This is a genomic window from Terasakiella sp. SH-1 (genome assembly GCF_004564135.1).
Taxonomy (GTDB): domain Bacteria; phylum Pseudomonadota; class Alphaproteobacteria; order Rhodospirillales; family Terasakiellaceae; genus Terasakiella.
The window spans coordinates 129344-146350 of record NZ_CP038255.1 but is presented as its reverse complement, the minus strand read 5'-3'; the positions used below and the strand labels follow the sequence as shown (position 1 = coordinate 146350).

The 17007-nt window shown below is 49.8% G+C and carries 16 protein-coding genes; 3 read left to right on the top strand and 13 right to left on the bottom strand.

Annotated features, from left to right (window positions below; genetic code table 11):
• Positions 1–139 precede the first annotated feature (139 nt).
• Both E4K71_RS00735 and E4K71_RS00730 read left to right on the top strand, forming a co-directional pair.
• Positions 140–2353 (top strand): type I secretion system permease/ATPase, encoded by a 2214-nt coding sequence (locus E4K71_RS00735; RefSeq protein WP_135075103.1) that lies wholly within the window; start codon positions 140–142, stop codon positions 2351–2353.
• A gap of 2 nt (positions 2354–2355) precedes the next feature.
• Entirely contained in the window at positions 2356–3801 is a 1446-nt protein-coding gene (locus E4K71_RS00730; RefSeq protein ID WP_135075100.1) for an HlyD family type I secretion periplasmic adaptor subunit, read from the top strand.
• 45 nt (positions 3802–3846) lie between these two features.
• On the opposite strand, the gene E4K71_RS00725 is transcribed toward E4K71_RS00730, so the two are convergent.
• Positions 3847–4994, bottom strand: a protein-coding gene (locus E4K71_RS00725; protein WP_135081939.1) for an IS3 family transposase whose coding sequence is annotated in 2 segments (ribosomal slippage) — positions 3847–4616 and positions 4616–4994 — 1149 coding nt in all. Because the reading frame shifts where the segments join, the coding sequence is not laid out codon by codon here.
• Between the two features lie 127 nt (positions 4995–5121).
• On the opposite strand from E4K71_RS00725, the gene E4K71_RS00720 reads away from it, so the two are divergent.
• A complete protein-coding gene (locus E4K71_RS00720; protein ID WP_135075097.1) occupies positions 5122–5328 on the top strand; it encodes a hypothetical protein in 207 nt (68 codons plus the stop codon).
• 4 nt (positions 5329–5332) lie between these two features.
• Here E4K71_RS00720 and E4K71_RS00715 read toward each other — a convergent pair whose 3' ends face one another.
• The 12 genes from E4K71_RS00715 to E4K71_RS00660 form a co-directional block, all read right to left on the bottom strand.
• Positions 5333–6322 carry an SEL1-like repeat protein gene (locus E4K71_RS00715; protein ID WP_135075094.1) on the bottom strand — a complete coding sequence of 330 codons (990 nt, stop codon included), beginning with the start codon at positions 6320–6322 and terminating at the stop codon, positions 5333–5335.
• Positions 6323–6509: 187 nt separating this feature from the next.
• On the bottom strand, positions 6510–7379 hold the full coding sequence (mamB, locus tag E4K71_RS00710) for a magnetosome biogenesis CDF transporter MamB (RefSeq protein ID WP_135075091.1): 870 nt from the start codon (positions 7377–7379) through the stop codon (positions 6510–6512).
• The gene (locus tag E4K71_RS00705) at positions 7369–7623 is read right to left on the bottom strand and encodes a helix-turn-helix domain-containing protein (RefSeq protein ID WP_135075088.1); all 255 of its coding nucleotides are present in this window, start codon (positions 7621–7623) and stop codon (positions 7369–7371) included. The genes mamB and E4K71_RS00705 overlap by 11 nt, the downstream gene beginning before the upstream one ends.
• Complete coding sequence (gene mamQ, locus E4K71_RS00700) at positions 7623–8450, bottom strand: magnetosome protein MamQ (RefSeq protein ID WP_135075085.1); 828 nt, start codon at positions 8448–8450, stop codon at positions 7623–7625. The genes E4K71_RS00705 and mamQ overlap by 1 nt, the downstream gene beginning before the upstream one ends.
• A 31-nt stretch (positions 8451–8481) precedes the next feature.
• The gene (mamA, locus tag E4K71_RS00695; RefSeq protein ID WP_135075082.1) at positions 8482–9129 is read right to left on the bottom strand and encodes a magnetosome protein MamA; all 648 of its coding nucleotides are present in this window, start codon (positions 9127–9129) and stop codon (positions 8482–8484) included.
• Positions 9126–10157, bottom strand: a complete 1032-nt coding sequence (gene mamP, locus E4K71_RS00690) for a magnetosome magnetite formation protein MamP (protein ID WP_135075079.1) — start codon at positions 10155–10157, stop codon at positions 9126–9128. Before mamP ends, mamA begins: the two co-directional genes overlap by 4 nt.
• A gap of 10 nt (positions 10158–10167) precedes the next feature.
• On the bottom strand, positions 10168–12099 hold the full coding sequence (locus E4K71_RS00685) for a TSUP family transporter (protein WP_135075076.1): 1932 nt from the start codon (positions 12097–12099) through the stop codon (positions 10168–10170).
• A gap of 56 nt (positions 12100–12155) precedes the next feature.
• Positions 12156–13118, bottom strand: coding sequence for a magnetosome biogenesis CDF transporter MamM (gene mamM, locus E4K71_RS00680; RefSeq protein ID WP_135075073.1), 963 nt, complete (start codon positions 13116–13118; stop codon positions 12156–12158).
• A 64-nt stretch (positions 13119–13182) separates the two neighbouring features.
• Positions 13183–13413 (bottom strand): LapA family protein, encoded by a 231-nt coding sequence (locus E4K71_RS00675; RefSeq protein ID WP_135075070.1) that lies wholly within the window; start codon positions 13411–13413, stop codon positions 13183–13185.
• A 37-nt stretch (positions 13414–13450) separates the two neighbouring features.
• The gene (gene mamK / locus E4K71_RS00670) at positions 13451–14527 is read right to left on the bottom strand and encodes a MamK family actin-like protein (protein WP_135075067.1); all 1077 of its coding nucleotides are present in this window, start codon (positions 14525–14527) and stop codon (positions 13451–13453) included.
• A gap of 24 nt (positions 14528–14551) precedes the next feature.
• Positions 14552–15055 carry a hypothetical protein gene (locus E4K71_RS00665; RefSeq protein ID WP_135075064.1) on the bottom strand — a complete coding sequence of 168 codons (504 nt, stop codon included), beginning with the start codon at positions 15053–15055 and terminating at the stop codon, positions 14552–14554.
• A gap of 93 nt (positions 15056–15148) precedes the next feature.
• Positions 15149–16978 (bottom strand): hypothetical protein, encoded by a 1830-nt coding sequence (locus E4K71_RS00660; RefSeq protein WP_135075061.1) that lies wholly within the window; start codon positions 16976–16978, stop codon positions 15149–15151.
• Positions 16979–17007: the final 29 nt, after the last annotated feature.

The window sequence follows — 17007 nt, the reverse complement described above, 5'->3', positions numbered from 1 at the left end:
CCAATCTTATGTATCAATATAAAATCAAAACGCAACTAAAAATTATTTATTAAAATTTTAATTAACTTCAGATTATTGCCTTTTTAATTGCATTTCTATAAGTTGCAATTCATTCAATCTGGCGAGAAAAGAGATTTCAATGACTGCACAAGAAGAAACTTCCCCCCCTCTTCTCGACACGGGGCTTCTTTGCCTGGTAATGTTGTCACAGTTTTTTGAGAGACCTGCTGAGGCCGAACAAATCCGTCATTCCATGGGGCTGCAAAAGGCATTTGAAGCCGATGATCTCTTGCTCGCAGCCAAGGGGCTGGAATTCAAGGCGCGGATGGTGGAGACAGGTTTTGATCGCCTGGCAAAAACACCGCTGCCTGCCATTGCACGTCGTCCTGACGGGCGGTTCTTTGTTCTAGCGAAAGCAGCCGAAAACAAAGTGTTGATCCAATGTCCGGAGGCGGGACAACCGGAACAACTGTCTCGTGATGAACTTGAGGAAGCCTGGGATGGGACCTTGATCTTGCTGACCACGCGTGCGCAGATCGCCGGGGAGCAGCGCAAGTTCGATATTTCCTGGTTTATCCCGGCCTTTATGAAATACCGCCGCCTGTTTGGCGAAGTTTTACTAGCTTCTTTTTTCCTGCAAGTATTTGCAGTGATTTCGCCCCTGTTCTTTCAGGTTATTATTGATAAGGTTCTGGTTCATCGTGGCCTGACCAGTCTGGATGTGCTCATCATCGCCATGATTGCCGTGGGTATTTTTGAAGTGCTGATCGGTGGTTTGCGCACCTATATTTTCTCCCATACGACCAACCGGGTGGATGTGGAGTTGGGGGCACGTCTTTTCCAACATATGATGAACCTGCCCATTTCCTTTTTTGGCGCACGCCGGGTGGGCGAAACGGTTGCGCGGGTGCGCGAGCTGGATAATATCCGCAATTTCATCACCGGTTCCGGCCTGACCCTGATCATTGATCTCGCCTTTACGGTCGTCTTCTTTGCCATCATGTTTTACTATGCCCCGACGCTCACCTGGATCGTTGTCGGCTCTATTCCCTGCTATATAACACTGTCCATTATTGTCACCCCTGTGTTGCGCAAACGTACCGAAGAGAAGTTTCAGCGTGGGGCAGAAAACAACGCCTTTCTAACCGAAAGTGTCTCCGGTGTGGAAACGCTTAAAGCCTTGGCGGTTGAACCGCAAATGCAACGCCGCTGGGAAGAAAAGCTGGCAGGTTATGTGAGCAGCTCCTTCAAGACCTCTAACCTGGGTAATATTGCTTCACAAGCCACACAAGGCATTCAAAAACTGACCATGGCCCTGACGCTTTATTTTGGCGCAAAACTTGTGATGGATGGCGATTTAACCATGGGACAATTGATCGCCTTTAACATGCTGTCTGGTCGTGTATCTCAGCCCATCTTACGCTTGGCTCAACTGTGGCAGGATTTCCAGCAGATGCGGATTTCTGTGGAACGGCTCGGCGATATCCTGAACACCAAACAGGAACTTGGTGGCGGATCACGCGCAGCCCTTCCGGCCATTAAGGGCGATGTGTCTTTTGAGGGGGTAACTTTTCGTTATCGCCCCGATGGACCAGAGATTTTAAAACGGGTCTCCCTTGATTTTCCCGCAGGCCAAGTTGTGGGGGTCGTGGGCCCATCTGGGTCTGGTAAATCGACCCTGACCAAACTGGTGCAACGTCTTTATGTCCCGGAAAGCGGGCGGGTGCTGGTGGATGGCACCGACCTGTCCATGGTCGATCCCGCCTGGTTGCGCCGTCAAGTCGGTGTGGTCTTGCAAGAAAACACTCTGTTTAATCGCACCGTACGTGAAAATATTGCCTTATCCGACCCTTCTTTACCCATGGAACGGATCATTGAAGCCGCCCAATTGGCCGGGGCCCATGACTTCATTTTGGAACTGGCAGAAGGCTATGACACACAAGTGGGGGAACGCGGTTCAACCTTATCAGGCGGGCAACGTCAACGCATCGCTATTGCGCGGGCCTTGATCACCAATCCACGCATTTTGATCTTTGATGAGGCCACTTCCGCCCTTGATTATGAGTCCGAACATATCATTCAGGAAAATATGCGCTCCATCAGTAAGGGGCGCACTGTATTTGTCATTGCTCACCGCCTTTCAACTGTGCGCGATTGTGATCGCATCATTACGATTGAAGCCGGTGAGGTGGTCGAAGATGGTTCTCATAATGAGCTGTTAAAAACAGGGGGGCGCTATTCCAAACTGTGGAACCATCAGGCCGCAGGTCCACGAGGAACAAGTACGCCTGAGGTCAAGCTCAATCCGGTTCCCTTTAAAGGCTTACAAGCTGAACCACAGGCGGGGGAATAAGCATGAGTGTTTGGGAAAATGTGAAAGAACGCTTCTTTCCAGATTGGCTATTTGGCCTGATCGCCGGGGCCAAGCATCATGCTCATATTGCCCGTGAATCCTGGCAACAGGAAAATGAAAAAGAGAAAGTGAAAAAGGATCGCCATGAACTGGCCTTTCTCCCGGCTTCTTTAGAAATTATGGAAACCCCGGCCCATCCCATTGGCCGGGCCGTAGCCCTGACTATTGCCTCTTTCTTTACACTGGCCATTTTATGGGCCGTATTTGGCAGTATTGATATTGTGGCGACGACCACCGGAAAGATCGTGCCAACAGAACGCACCAAAACCGTTCAACCGTTGGAAAGCGGTATTGTGCGTGCCATTCACGTCAGGGATGGACAAGTTGTACAGGCCGGGGAAACACTCATTGAGCTAGACCCCACAGATACGCAAGCTGACCTGGAACGGCTAAAAAAAGAATTTCTTAATGCTCGCCTGAATGTGGCGCGTTTATCTGCCTTGCTGGAAACCTCCCCGCAAAAGGCGTATCAGGTTCCTGAAGGTGCGCCGAAACGCTTGGCTGAGATGTATTTGACCCAAATGCTCAGTCAGTGGGAAAAACAAAAGGCCGAAGCCGCAACCATTCGTGCAGAAGTGGCCCAACGTCAAGCCGAGCTTGTAACAGTTAATGCCGACATCAATCGTTTAGACAAGATCCTGCCCAAAGTCCGCCAACGGGTGAATGCCCGACGCGCCCTCGTTGATAAGGGGATTTCATCACGCACGGACTTTCTGGAACTTGAACAGGAACTGGTTGAATATGAGGGCCAGTTGGCTGTACAGCGCGCAAAAGTGATTGAGACAGAAGCCACATTGGGCGCTGCGCAAAGTCGCTTGCAAACACTCAAAGCAGAATTCCGTCGCACCATCCTGACTGAACTTGTTGAGGCTGAACAACAGGTCTCAACATTGGAACAGGAACTCATCAAAGCCAAGGAACGTGCCCGTCATCAAAAGCTCATTGCTCCTGTGGCAGGAAAGGTTCAGGAACTGGCTATTCATACGGTCGGCGGTGTGGTGACGCCAGCCCAAGAACTTTTGTCCATTGTGCCAGCTGACAGCGGTTTGGAGATTGAGGTTAAGGTGCTGAACAAGGATATCGGCTTTGTTCATGAAGATCAGGAAGTGGAGATCAAGGTCGACAGCTTCCCCTTCACCAAATACGGCACCATTGCAGGCAAACTGCTCAGCCTGTCCCTAGACTCCGTAGAAGATGAACAACAGGGACTGGTCTATCCCGCACGTATTTCCATGGCAGAAACCCAAATACACTCTGGAAACAAAATGGTCGACCTGACACCGGGGATGTCTGTGACAGTTGAGATTAAAACAGGCAAACGCAAGCTCATTGAATACCTGCTCGCCCCGCTACAAGAATATCAGGATGAGAGCTTAAGGGAGAGGTAAGGTAAGTTGGACCTGTACGGAAAAAGTGGAGTGCGTCTCACTCACTTAGACAGCCCGTTTTTCAAATTTAATCGGACTGAGGCCATTCAGATATGAATGGCGTCTCTTTGCGTTATAAAATCCATTTATATATTTGAACAACTCCTTTTTAGCATGGTCGCGTGTCTGGAAGGCGATTTTCCAGACCATTTCCGCTTTCAAGGTCTTAAAGAATGTCTCCACAGCGGCATTATCGTAGCAGTTCCCCTTGCCGGACATTGACTGTTCGAACTTGTACTTTGCCAGCAGTTTACGGAATTTATTTGAACAATATTGTGAACCGCGATCTGAATGAAAAATCACACCAGCAGGTGGCTTGCGAAGGGCAATTGCCTTGTTTAGGGCATCCATCACCAAATCCTTTTTCATACGTCGACTTGCAGACCAACCAATCACGCGACGGGAGTAAAGGTCGATGACAACCGCCAAGTAAAGCCAGCCTTCACCCGTCCACAGGTAGGTAATATCACCCGCCCATTTTTGATCCGGTGCTGTCGCGGCAAAGTCACCATCCAACAGATTAGGCGAAATATTATGTTTGTGATCGCTGTCAGTGGTGCGTTTGAATTTCTGACTTCGCACGATCCGCAAATTGTTTTGCTTCATAATACGGGCAACGCGGTGTTCACCGACACAAATTCCCTCTTCCTGCAATTCATCTTTCATACGGCCTCGCCCATAGGATTGGTAATTGGCATAATGGATGGACTTGATATGGGCCAGCAGTACCATATCTTCTCGTTGGCGTTTGCTGGTAGGACGATTACGCCAAGCAAAAAGCCACTCTCAGAAACGCTCATCGCACGACACAGACCAGCAATGCTATGGTTCTCACGTTGCAGGTGGACAAACTGGAACTTCACGGCTTTTGGCTCGCAAAGTAACGAGCCGCCTTTTTTAGAATGTGCCGTTCCGTCCGCTTCGCGAGCCCTCTCCTCCCGCAGTTCTCGTACTTCACGGCGAAGACGGGCTAACTCCTTTTGAGCATCATCGTTAGGGGATGAACCTTCTCGTTCACGATATTGGGAAACCCAACGGTTCAAACTGCCGACACTGACACCAAAATCGGCGGCGACCACTTTACGCGGCTGATTACTGCTTAAAGCAACACGGGCGGCTTCTTCTCTAAATTCTGGGGTACGTTTGCGACTCATCATATTCTCCTGTAGTCAGCATAGTTAACTCAGGAGACACACTCCACTTTTTCCGTACAGGTCCAATCTGCTCCTTGGGCGAATAAAGGACGGTTCACCTCAAGCAGGTTTAGATAAAATTGAAGACATGATTGAAGATGCAGAAGAATGGGCTCAGATCGTTAACGCAGCATGGACATTATATAATAGCTTCGAAAAAGAAAAAGCCGCCCAAAGTAAAGCAGACACCAAGTACAATGAGTATGAGGGCTTTATATCTGAACGCGATCGCATCAAGGATACAGCTGCAGCCGCGCCGTATCACTGTCGTATTTATGGCTGGCGTCAAGGTTAGTGCCTCAATGACAAGAGATCATAAATTTCTTGTCATTCGGGACAGTTAGTTCTGCGAAAGAGCCAGCGTTTTTCTTTGCTTCTTCAAGTTCAGTTTTTACGCTGGCTCCATTTCGTTGTGCCATTAAATACCAACCATAAGCATCCTTATTGTTTTGCCGGGCACCAAACTCTCCAGTTTGGGATAAATGCGCTAGCTTTAACATTGCAGGTACATATCCACATTTAGCAGACCGTATTAAATGCATCTCACCTTCACGTTTAAGAGGTTCTCCAAATGTACCTTTCAGCATTTCAAACCCCAAATGATATCGAGCTTTTCTATTATCTGAACTCAATTGGTTAAGAGCATACATTGCTGCCAATTTATCGATTGGAAGTGCCGTATCATCATAATATCGTCCACTCCCATCTATCAGTGAAAGAGCCAAGGACACTGCACTTTCGTCAGTCTTGGTCATTTTAGTGAACCAACCCACACCTGCAGCCAAGATATCTGGCATCCCTCTATCACGTAATATTTCATGGAAATGCTGCTCATTGGTTGGCTGCTTCCAAGTTGCATTTCGAATAAGCAATAACTTGAATGCGTCATGTGCCTTAGCATCAGATTTCTCTATACCATGACCATGAAAATATTTCCAGCCGACCTGTGCATAATAAGTTGGTCCACCCATATCCGCAGCCTGTTTAAAATGGTCAAATGCCTTGTCAGGGTCAAACGGCACACAAATCGCACGATCATACAATTCCCCATAAACAACATGCGCTGCATATTCTCTGTCTTCATTTGGGTCCTGAATTTCTTTTTCAAGGCGAGACAGTAGTGAGACGCAATCCCCATTTACACCCTTGTCAAAATCACTGTGAAAGTGGCTTGAGTTTTTCCATAGGATTTCAGAAGCGCTACCTTTAGGAAGTGGCTCAGAACTCGCATCCGCATTTACAGGGGTCAATAGTCCGACGATAAGAATTGTGAAGATAGCTCTATACATAATTTCAGCTCAAAAGGGATTTCATCTTTTCATTGTTCACTTTGTCATATGAAAACACTAGAGGGAATATTTTGAATTTTTTATCAATCTTCTTAGGGAATTAACAATTATGACCAGTTTCGAGAATTCCGGACCAGTATGTTTTTTTGTTAAGCCGCCTTCATGTCTAGACCTCTTGCGCTTTCTTTTAACTATTCACAACGGCAATCTGCACGTCGGTGACGTGACGGACTTCGGCATAGATGCGTTCTTTCAGGGCCTGAGCAATAAGATCACTCTCATAGACCTTAAGCGAGCCACTCACCCCGATGGAGATATCAAGATGGATGTCTTCGCCCACGTTACGACCGCGCAGGTGACGGACCTCTTCAATATTCGGCACGTTGGCGGCAATATTGTAAACATCTTTAAGAACGTCCATTTCAACAGAAGTATCCATCAAGCCGTCAATGGCATCAATGTTCAGCTCAATCCCGATGCGTGCCACCAGGATCGCCACGACCATGGCGGCCACAACGTCAGCGATGGGGAAGCCAAGAACCGCAAACAAAATACCGATCAACACCCCGACAGAAGACAGCGCATCCGAACGGTTGTCCCACGCGTTCGCGATAATTGCCGGGCTGTTGTTTTCTTTGCCCACACAATGCTGGTAGCGATACATCAGCTCATTGACCACAACAGACATACCGGCACCGAGCACGGCAAGGAAGCTTGGCGCTTCAATATTGCCTTCAATGATCTTGAGGATCGATTCATACATCAGGTAGATCGCCCCCAAAATCAGAATGATCCCGACGATGGACGAAGAGATAAACTGGATGTTCCCGAAGCCATAAGGATATTTATCAGACGCCTTGCGCTTGGAGATTTTCACACACAACATGGTCACGATAGAGGCGATTACGTCCGCACCAGAGTGCAGCGAGTCTGCCACCAAAGCCACAGATCCGGTCATGGCGCCCAACAGGCCCTTATAGGTCATTTGGCAGATATTGACGACAATGGCCCACCAGACGACTTCTTCTTTACATTGCTTACATTTATTAGGAATCATGGCTCAAATACTCAATTATGCTGCTACCGGGAACGCGGTAATTGCCATTGACAAGGCGCCCGCGCATGCGTCCCTGTTCTAAAAGTCGGATCACTTCCTTACGTTCAACACCCAAAAAACGGGCCGCTTCCGTAGAGTTATAAATCCTACTTGAGTTCACTTCGCGATGGCGCGAATTGTATAGTTCCATCAGGGCGGCGCCTAAGGACATTAAGGTGCCCACCCGTGCGATCATTGTCCACATTAGTGTCCGCCTCCCTCATCGATGAAAGGAACCAACGGGCGATAGGTTTCCAGACCCAGTTTCGGGGCGCTGTCGGTGATGGTTTTCTCGTTGAAATATTCAAAGCGCGGGAAGTTGGTGAAATCCGCCAAAATCTTCCAGGGGAATTTGGAGATGGCTGAATTATAAATCCGCAAGGACTCGTTATAATCCATACGACGCTGGGTAATCAGGTCTTCCATCTGCACCAAAGCCACCATGGCTTCCGTATAAGTCTGGGCGGATTTAATATCCGGATATTTTTCTACAACGGCAAGCAAGCGACCAAGCGATGCCCCCATGTCATTAAGATCCAGCCCGTCTGCCCCATTGGCTTCGCCCACACCCAAGGCACCTAAGCCTTTGGCCAGATCCTTGTTTTTCCCCAAGGCATCTTTCACCGCTTCGGGTGGCAGCACATCACCAGTTTTCTTGATGATCTCGGTGCGCATTTTGGCGGTATAGGAGAAAATGGAATGTTCAAGAGACGCATGGTTCAGGGTCAGGTTGACCAGGTTGGAGAACAAGTCTTTGCGCCGTTGTAAGGCTGATTGCAGGTTCCCGGCCTTGGCCAGCACGTCTTCACGGAAAATAATGAAGTCGTTGAACTTGTAAAATAGTGTGCCGGAAAACAGCAAAATCCCCAGCACCGAGACCAGAAACAGGGTTTTGACCCCTTTCATGGACGGCACGGAAAAGCGCGGTTCCGTCTCATCACGATAGAGCTGCGCCAGCATCGCTTCGGAGCGTTTGAGCCGTTGCAGTTCCTGAGACGGGGCCTGATTGCCGGTATTAAAGAAATTCACCATGGTTCACACTAACCTTCGCTTTTAAAAGCGATTACTCCCCACCGCCGAGCTCGTTGGCACGTTTGAAATGCGCCATGGCTGCTTCGTGATCATCCATCTGTTCAAAGGCATACCCCACGCTGCGGTGGATACGCGCTTCATCCGGCTTGATCTCAAGCGCACTGAGGAAACATTCCACCGCGCGCTGATAGTTACCTGTATTGTCGTAAGCCACACCCAGACGATAGAGGATATTGGCCGAGTTCGGCGTATCTTCAATGACTTTTTCCAACAAAGGGATGGCTTTTTCAAAATCTTCATTCTGAATGTAAGACAGGCCGAGCACGGTGGCGAGTTTGATATCGTCCTTATGTTCATCGCTGGCTTTTTCCAGAAGCTCGATCCCTTCATTGCGATGGCCGAGTTTAAGGTAGCACACGCCCAGATGCAGCATGACTTCGCCGTCTTCCGGGTTGGATTTATAAAGCTGTTCCAGCAATTGGCCGGCACGCTGGTGCTTGCCGGCTTTCGCCAGATTGATGGCCTTGTCACGGAAATATTCCATGCGCGTTTCATCATCGATGGTAAACAGGTCGTGGAAGCCCCCAACCAGTTTGGTGCCCAAACGTTTTAAGATGATCGCGGTATATTGAGCGTATTCTTCCGAACGCCCAACCAGGTCGCCTTTGATAATGCTCATGGGTTCTTTCCTTTTTGGTCTTTACGAATCAAATGACAGGCTTCACAGGGGCCACGGTCGCGGTGCGGGCGAATACCCTTAACCACAGTGGCATGATCGATAACGGGCGGCGGGACAGAGACCAAATCCGGGTCCGGGCTCAGCTCAAAACCATCACCCACTGTGTGGCAATTGGTACAGACTCCGCGGTGCGGGTGCGGGCGCGGATCACCGGGCAGGATCATCGGTGCCCCTTCCACCTGTGCCATACCCAAATCCGGCTGGCCCATCATGACCAGGGTGAGCGTGCGCATGGGGAAGCGGCCGTCTTGCTTTTTCTTACCCGGACGCATGAGGCGCAGCTTCACATTGGTCTGGGTGCGCACTTCACGGGTCGCCATCTGGAATTCTTCAAGGGAGCTGACTTTGACATCGCCCACCTTATTGATGATATCACCTGCGAGAATACCGGCTTCGGCGGCGTTCAGCGTGACTTCACCGACCAGAATACCCGTCAGCCCCTTGGGATATTTAAGTTTGCGGCGCAGCTCATCGGTCCAGGCGCGGCTATCAAGGCCCTGCCAGTGCGCTTCAAACAGCTCCACCGTCTTGGGGATATAGTTTGGCGGCACCTCAGCCGCTTTTTCCGGCTGGATCAACTGGCTCAACGGCTTTTGAAACTGGATGGCCGGGCTGGATTGCGCCGCCATATCCGGCTGAACCGGGGCAGGCTGTGCCTGAGCTTGTTGCGGTGACTGAATGTTCACGTTCGGGCTCATCGGCTGAACCGCCCCTTGCACCGGGGACACCCCCACATTACCCTGAAGAGACGGGCTCTGATAGGCTGCCACAGGCGGAACCGCCGCCATGGAGGGTACAGAGGTCGAGCCTTGAGGCGCAGGAGAAGCAAGCGACGAAGAGGTCGCTGCAGAAGCCTGATCACCCGCCGCCTTCTTGCCAAAGCCGAAGCTATCGACAAAAAACACAACAAGTAAAACAAGCAAAACCGCCCCTAACGTAAAACCAGCCAATATGACATTGCGTGTCATCAGCCTCTCCTTAGCTTAAGAAGAGGATACGAACCGCGATGGCCGCCATGATGATGGTGTAGAACCATTTCAGGAAGATGGAAGGCAGAACCTTCATCAAACGTGCACCCAACGCACCACCAGCAAAGGCACCCGGCACCATGATCATGGTCATGATCAGCGGTGTTTCCCAATCAATCAGGCCCGCGCTCGTGCCGTGGATAAAGGCAACCAATGCCCCCATGGCCGAGGCCCAGAAGACAACGATGGAGCTGTTGGCAATGGCGTTTTGAATGGCTTGGCCTTTAAAGAAGCGTTGCAGCGGAACGGCCAGAACACCACCGGAAATACCCAGAATACCACTGATCAAACCGATGGGCAGACCAAGCAAGACATCCTTGATATCCAGTGCCCAGGACCCGATCTTCGGCTTGTCTTTTTCTTCGGCCAGAAGCTCGTCGATATAATCGTCATCATCAATACCTTCATGAATGACGTTTTTATCTTCTTTATCATCACCTGTTTTGACCAGAATATTTTCCTGAACAGGGACAAAAATTTCATGCAAGCCCTTCAGGGTCATAATCGCAGCGAAGGCACCGAGCAAGAAGGCAATGCCACCATCCCCGATATAGTTACCGATAAAGTAACCGCCAACCATACCAATTACCGCCCAAGGCAGGAGCTTTTTCACCGTATCCCACATGACGAGACCGGATTTCAGGTTACGCTGTGCTGCGGCCCCGAAGATAAACAAGTTGGTCAGATAAGCCACCGGACGAATGAGGTAAATCCCATAACCAAAGACAATCATCATCCCGGCCACATGCAAGATGCCGCCGCCCATAGTCATCATCCCGCTGATCAAGCCAGCCCCCAGACCCAAGAGGGCCAAGCCGATAATATCTTTCAGCGGAAAACCCAAAATACGCGTGCCGCCCAGATGCTCCAGATCGGTCATGGCGTGGTTCACCCCATTGGCAACCACATTCATGCCAAAGGTGTTAGACGTGGTTTGGCTCGGGTTCAACGTTTGAACTTGCGGGTTCGGTGTTGCTGTAATCTGCCACATCGGTGGGGCAGTCACTTGGGCGTTATTACCGACTTGGGATTTAGGTTTCCACATCACCGGAACCACAACGTCTTGGCCCACCTTGAATTTCGCAATATTTCCAAAATGGGTCATGACCACATAGCTGGGGATCATGAAGCCATCAACAACACCGTTTGGCCCCTTAAAGGCAACGTTGACACCGACAATTTCACCACGGGTATTGACCAGCGGGCCACCTGTTTGCTGCCAGGAAAAGACCGCGTCGGTCGCCGCCAATGCTTTCATCGGGCGACCATTGACTTTCAAGGATGTATCCAGCGTCTGCACTTGGCCTTGGTTAATAACGATATTGCCATTGCGGGTTTGGCCCAAGGCAACAACTGTTGTTTTGACCTTCAGGTTTGAGGTATTTGCCAGCGTGAAATATTGAAAACGTTCTGGCGATGTAATCTTCAACAAGGCCAGATTATGATTGGCATTGGTCTCAATCACTTCGGCCTTAAAGGGTGTAATGCCTTCAACCGTGCGTACATGGACATAAAGCTGATCAAGGTTTTTCAACGGATGAAGAACCGTCAGTACATGGCCTTCAGCACTCACGATAGAACCAGACGCCATCATCGGCATATTGGGTTGAGAACCACTGATCCCGACAATCCCCGGTGCCAAGGCATCGGCAATGGCTTGCGGGGCACCCGCAGCATCACGGAAGAGGAATTCAGGGATGGAAAGATCGTGGAAACGATCAAAATGATCGTCTTCCTTAAAGCCATCCAGAACGACAAAGCCCCAGGCAAAGGTCAAGAAGACCAGAGCCGTAAAGCCAATGGCCAAACCTTGCCACGGACTTGCGCAAAATCCCCGATCGCCCCAAAAGGCCAGTTTCTTTACGTTTTCTTTCTCGCTCATGTCTTTCTCAACCTGTTGGTTGTCACTTTAATTTCGTCTATTCACTACTTGGCTTTTTAAGCCGTTCCACCTTGCGGTGCGGGACCCTCATCCAGCAAGCTCATGGCATCTGCGGCTTCTTCAGCAGCCGTGCTTTCCTTGCTGCCTTGTGCTTCAGCCTTGACCTGAATCGCGCCAATGCGTGCCACCGTATGGACAATGGTGTCTTTCACCTTATCGGCAATGGCCGTGGCCTCATCGACGGTGCAGTTTTCATCCACCCCGATGGTGATTTCCGCAGAGATGTTCTGACCGATATAGCGTGTGCGCATTTCTTTGAGCTGCTTCACACCTTCCACACCCAGCACCAGATTGGTGAGGATTTTGCGTTTCGGCATGTCGATCTGACGGTCCATCAGGCCCATGACAGAATCTTTAAAGACATGGCCGCCCAAATGCATCAGGTGCAGGGTTTCCACCACAGCCACACCCGTATCAATCCAGGGCATATTGAGGTAATGTGCCCCAACGATCCCCACCGCAACCGCGCTTGAAGAAAAGGCATCGGCGTGATGATGTTTGGACAGGGTCTTGATTAGCGGGCTGTTGCTCTCATTAGCCGCACATTTGGAATAGGCATACATGACCACATTGACAACCGCACAAAGCACAGCGGTCCAAAGCGCGATTAGGTGCGGGGCTTCGTGGATATTATCGCCAAACAGCATGGAGATGGCGTAAACCAGCAAGAAGCCGGTGACGACGAGAAAGACCACACTGACAAAGAGGGAGAGGACAAATTCGATCTTGCCGTGGCCGTACGGGTGTTCCTTATCCAACGTCTGTTCAGACACCTTGCCGCCGACAATGACGAGAAGAGAGCTGACCACATCTTTAAAGGAATACAGGGAATCGGCCAAGAGGGCGTGGGAACCGGAAACCAGCCCGACAAAAGCCTTGAGAAAAGTCAGCACGGTATTGACCACCAAGCCGACCCAGCCAATGGTTTTTATGCACTTACCGCATTTATCGTATTTCATTCCCTAAAATCCTAAGTCTTTAAAGTCGTCTCAAAGGTCATTTGGAAACAAAGCAAACATCATCTCATTTGGGATGATATTCGATCTGTTCCCGGTTTTTCTTTTTCATTGTTATGCGCGCCACACTAAAGAGTGCCGCAATGAAGCCACTGAAAAAGGCCAGAGCAAGGACCAAAATCATCGGCATCTGCACAGGGGGCAAAAAGATCAAATCAATCACCACCGGCACATTGTTTTGCAGCGCAAATAACAAGATAGCAATCGCCAAGATCAAATATATGATCAGTTTTGCCACGTTCTATTCTCCAAATGACCTGTAAGACAGCTCAGACTTAGTTGTCTGTCACGCTGCCCAATTGGTCCCAATATTGCGGTGGCAGCTCTTGTGCCAGTTTCAACGCACCGGACGCCACAGCATAGGTGGGATCAGAAACGCGGGACACCTGCACATCGCCAAAGCTAACCAGACGTTCTGCAATCATCTTGTCCAGACCGCCAATGCGCGAGCCGCCGCCAGCCAGGAAGATATTATTCAACATGGTGGCCTGATCTTCTGGTGAACAGGTCTGGATCAGTTTTTCCACACCTTCGATGATACCCGGAACGATCATTTCGCACGCCGCGCTGACTTCGCGGGTAATATCGAACTGTGCCGGTTTACCTTCTACACGCAATTCAGCCATGGCGGGTTCCGCAGCCGTACCGACAAAACCATGTTTTTCCTTAATGGCTTGAGCCATATGGATATTCATCTGAACTTCCGGGTGGGCCTGCATGATCAAGGCTTCGATCTGTTCGTCAATAAAATTACCGGCCTTATTAATCGTAATCTGGGATTTTTGACCCGGCATGGCGCCTTTAAGCGCACAGATGTCAACAGTCCCTGCCCCGATATCAATGACCAGGCTGTTCACCAGCGAACCACGACCATAAGCCACGAGGAACGGTTCAGAAATCACCTGAACCGTATCAACAAAATCTTCAAAGACCTGAACCATCAGGTCCTTGTTGGTGTTTGACGCACGTGCTGGAACACCCACAATCACAGCAACTTCATCGCCCTCTTTGGCAATGGCATTGATGGTATGGTCAACGAAATCACGCGCGACTTCCATATCGCGTTCCACATATTCACGCAGAACACCGTCTTTCAGCGGGCTGCGCAGATCAACGAAAGAACGTTTTTCAAAGGCTGCATCGCCCACCACATAAGGTTCACCCAGCAATTTTACCCCGATCATATCTTTGGGATAACCCACAACAGAACGGAAAACCTGCTGATGCCCACGGTTTGACATCACCGCAGTATAAGAAGTGCCGAAATCAAAGCCGATCAGCAGTGGTTCATTTTCACCGCCTGCATTTGTTGTGTCGTTGCCAGTGTTCCAGCTGTCTTGTGTACTGCTCATATGTTCAAACCTTTAATAAACCTGTTAACTTTGCGGAGCGCTCTCTGCCTTTTCGTCCGCTTTGTTATCCCCACTAACAGCAGCGTCGATTTCTTCCTCAACAGAAGCATCTTTATTGGAAGAGAGCTTGTCATTTACATATCCACGCAGATCAGTAAAGCCATCCTTCACACCGCTTACCATTTCATTGAAGCTGCTTTTGGCATGAGGGAGAACATTCTGACGCGCAGATGAACTTGAATTGATGATCGCTTCCAGACCGTCACCAAGAACATTGATCACACCGTTGACCAGATCCTCAACCGGGATTTCCTGACCATTGGGTGCATCTGCATTCTCAGCTTCAGTTTCAGAAGCTTTCTTTGGAGCTGCTTCAGTCTTTGTTTCAACAGATTTATCTTCCGCAGGTTCAGCTTTTGCCGCAGCCGGTTTGTCAGCCGCTTTTGGCGTAGTCGCTGTTTTTTCAGCTGAGTCAGTTGTTTCTGTTTTCTCAGCTTCTTGTTGTGTTTCTGTTGCTTTAGTGACCATTATACAGTTCCTATTTTTTCAGAAATCCGACGCTGGGCCGGACCCCCATGTTTGATACCAGTTAGACCCTTTTTTGTCTAACATAATTCAGACTCAATCCTTTGAAGATGTAGGCTTTTTGATTCCATCCACAAAACCGTGTGCAGCACCGCTTCCGGCATTTTTTATCCGGGTTACGCCGCCTTTCACAGATTGCACGCCGCAATCAATCCCCATGCCGATCCCTTTGACCGCACAGGTGCCTGCATCCACAATGGCTTCCACCCCACTTCCCAAGGCATCAACCGTGCCTCGGGCAATGTTTTCAACTAAGACTTCATCCTTATCCAAATGACGTGTCGGCTGCTCCCCGATTGAGGCCACAGCCCCTTTTGCCGTATCGACAACAGCCTCCACCCCATCACCAAGGGCATTGATAATACCGATAGCCATACCTTCAACCGCGATATCCTGCGGCTGTCTTTCCGGCTGTTCTTCTGCCAGACGTTCAGATAATCGTTTTGTTTCTGTCGCCGGATTCCCATCCCACGCTGTCGGCTTTTTACGTTTTGATACACGCGGCTTGGCAGCTGCCTGTTCAATCTGCACCTTGGCCAGTTCTGGCGGAATAACCGCTTCTGGTTCACGCCATGGAATTGATGCTTTCGGCTTTTGTGCAGGCTCAGACGTTTTTTCAACGGGGGCTGCTGGCTGTTTAGCCCCTACAGTTGGCTGCGAAGGGGTTCGTGTTGGAATCTCACCATCCCCATTTTCATGTAGCCAATGTTCAATATTTTCAGCCCGCATGGCCTTACGTTCACCACGTTTAAGGCGGCGTTTGACTGTTGCTACAGGTTCCATAGGGGGAGAAGACTGAGCAGGCGCAGGTATTGGCGTTGTCGAACTGCGAATGACAACAGCAGGCTCTACTGGTTTAGCGTGTGCCTTATAGGTAATGGTTTCGCTGTCACTGGTTTGCTGTGCAGGTTCATTGTTGAACGTCTTCCAGGGCGAATCAATTGTTGCGCCACTGGCATTTTTGAACACAGGCTTGGCTGGTTCTTGTACTTTTGCAGGCTCTACTGTTTTTTCCGGTTTATTTTCTTCGGCCTTGGCTTCAACTTTTGTGGGCTCAGGCTGTTTTTCAACCGTTTTTTCTTCTGCAACAGGGGCCTTGACAGTTTCCACATGAATAGGTTCTGCACTAACAGAATTGACCGGATCTGCGGGGGGGGTCTCAGGTGTAATTTGCGGCTTTTCTTCCACAATCAGTTCAGCTTCCGGCACCTTGATAATTTCATCAGGCTGAATAATGGGCTGTGCACCCTGCCCCATGAGTGCCCCGGCCCAAGGCGAGACATTAAAGGCATCCATCAAAAGCGGTGAAATAGGTTCAGGCTTTTTTTCTTCAACAACAGCTTCTTTCTTTTCCTCAACAGGCTCGGCCTTTGGTTTTGGCTTCGCCTTAGTTGTTGTGGTTTTGGTTGTTTTCTTTGTCGTTGTAGACTTCACTGTTGAAGAGGCTGTCCTTGCCTTTGTTGGCGTCTTCGCAGTTTCTTTTTTGGCAGCAGACTTTTTTTCGACGACCTCAGCCTCTTCTTCTTTTTTTGAAGTTGCTTGTGGTTTTACAGTCGATCTTGTTGTCGCTTTCTTCGCCGCTGGCTTATCTTGCGCAGCTTTATCATCTTCAACCTTTTTGGCAGCTGCCTTGGTCGCCGTTGCCGTTTTACGCGGCGTTGCCTTGGGCTTTGTCGGCGCTTTTGGAGATGCAGGCTTGCTTTCCGTTTCAGAATCCTCTTTCGGCTCGTCCCTTACCTCGGCAGTTTTCTTTGCCGGAGGCTTCTTAGGCGCAGCTTTGGGCTTTGGCTCCGGCTCACTGCCTGCCAACATATCAAACTGCTCCTGTTCAGGGGCCTCTTTCTGATCTTTCGGATCGTTTGCCATGACTAAATCCCAACTGCTCGCTTATGGTT

What these genes read in the sequence shown, in the direction of transcription:
- E4K71_RS00730 (WP_135075100.1), top strand. Translation starts at nt 2,356, where the DNA reads ATGAGTGTTTGGGAAAATGTGAAAGAACGCTTCTTTCCAGATTGGCTA.
- E4K71_RS00720 (WP_135075097.1), top strand. Translation starts at nt 5,122, where the DNA reads ATGATTGAAGATGCAGAAGAATGGGCTCAGATCGTTAACGCAGCATGG.
- mamA (WP_135075082.1), bottom strand. Translation starts at nt 9,129, where the DNA reads ATGAGCATTATCAAAGGCGACCTGGTTGGGCGTTCGGAAGAATACGCT.
- E4K71_RS00685 (WP_135075076.1), bottom strand. Translation starts at nt 12,099, where the DNA reads ATGAGCGAGAAAGAAAACGTAAAGAAACTGGCCTTTTGGGGCGATCGG.
- E4K71_RS00660 (WP_135075061.1), bottom strand. Translation starts at nt 16,978, where the DNA reads ATGGCAAACGATCCGAAAGATCAGAAAGAGGCCCCTGAACAGGAGCAG.
- mamQ (WP_135075085.1), bottom strand. Translation starts at nt 8,450, where the DNA reads ATGGTGAATTTCTTTAATACCGGCAATCAGGCCCCGTCTCAGGAACTG.
- mamB (WP_135075091.1), bottom strand. Translation starts at nt 7,379, where the DNA reads ATGATTCCTAATAAATGTAAGCAATGTAAAGAAGAAGTCGTCTGGTGG.
- mamK (WP_135075067.1), bottom strand. Translation starts at nt 14,527, where the DNA reads ATGAGCAGTACACAAGACAGCTGGAACACTGGCAACGACACAACAAAT.
- mamM (WP_135075073.1), bottom strand. Translation starts at nt 13,118, where the DNA reads ATGAAATACGATAAATGCGGTAAGTGCATAAAAACCATTGGCTGGGTC.
- E4K71_RS00705 (WP_135075088.1), bottom strand. Translation starts at nt 7,623, where the DNA reads ATGTGGACAATGATCGCACGGGTGGGCACCTTAATGTCCTTAGGCGCC.
- E4K71_RS00665 (WP_135075064.1), bottom strand. Translation starts at nt 15,055, where the DNA reads ATGGTCACTAAAGCAACAGAAACACAACAAGAAGCTGAGAAAACAGAA.
- E4K71_RS00715 (WP_135075094.1), bottom strand. Translation starts at nt 6,322, where the DNA reads ATGTATAGAGCTATCTTCACAATTCTTATCGTCGGACTATTGACCCCT.
- mamP (WP_135075079.1), bottom strand. Translation starts at nt 10,157, where the DNA reads ATGACACGCAATGTCATATTGGCTGGTTTTACGTTAGGGGCGGTTTTG.
- E4K71_RS00735 (WP_135075103.1), top strand. Translation starts at nt 140, where the DNA reads ATGACTGCACAAGAAGAAACTTCCCCCCCTCTTCTCGACACGGGGCTT.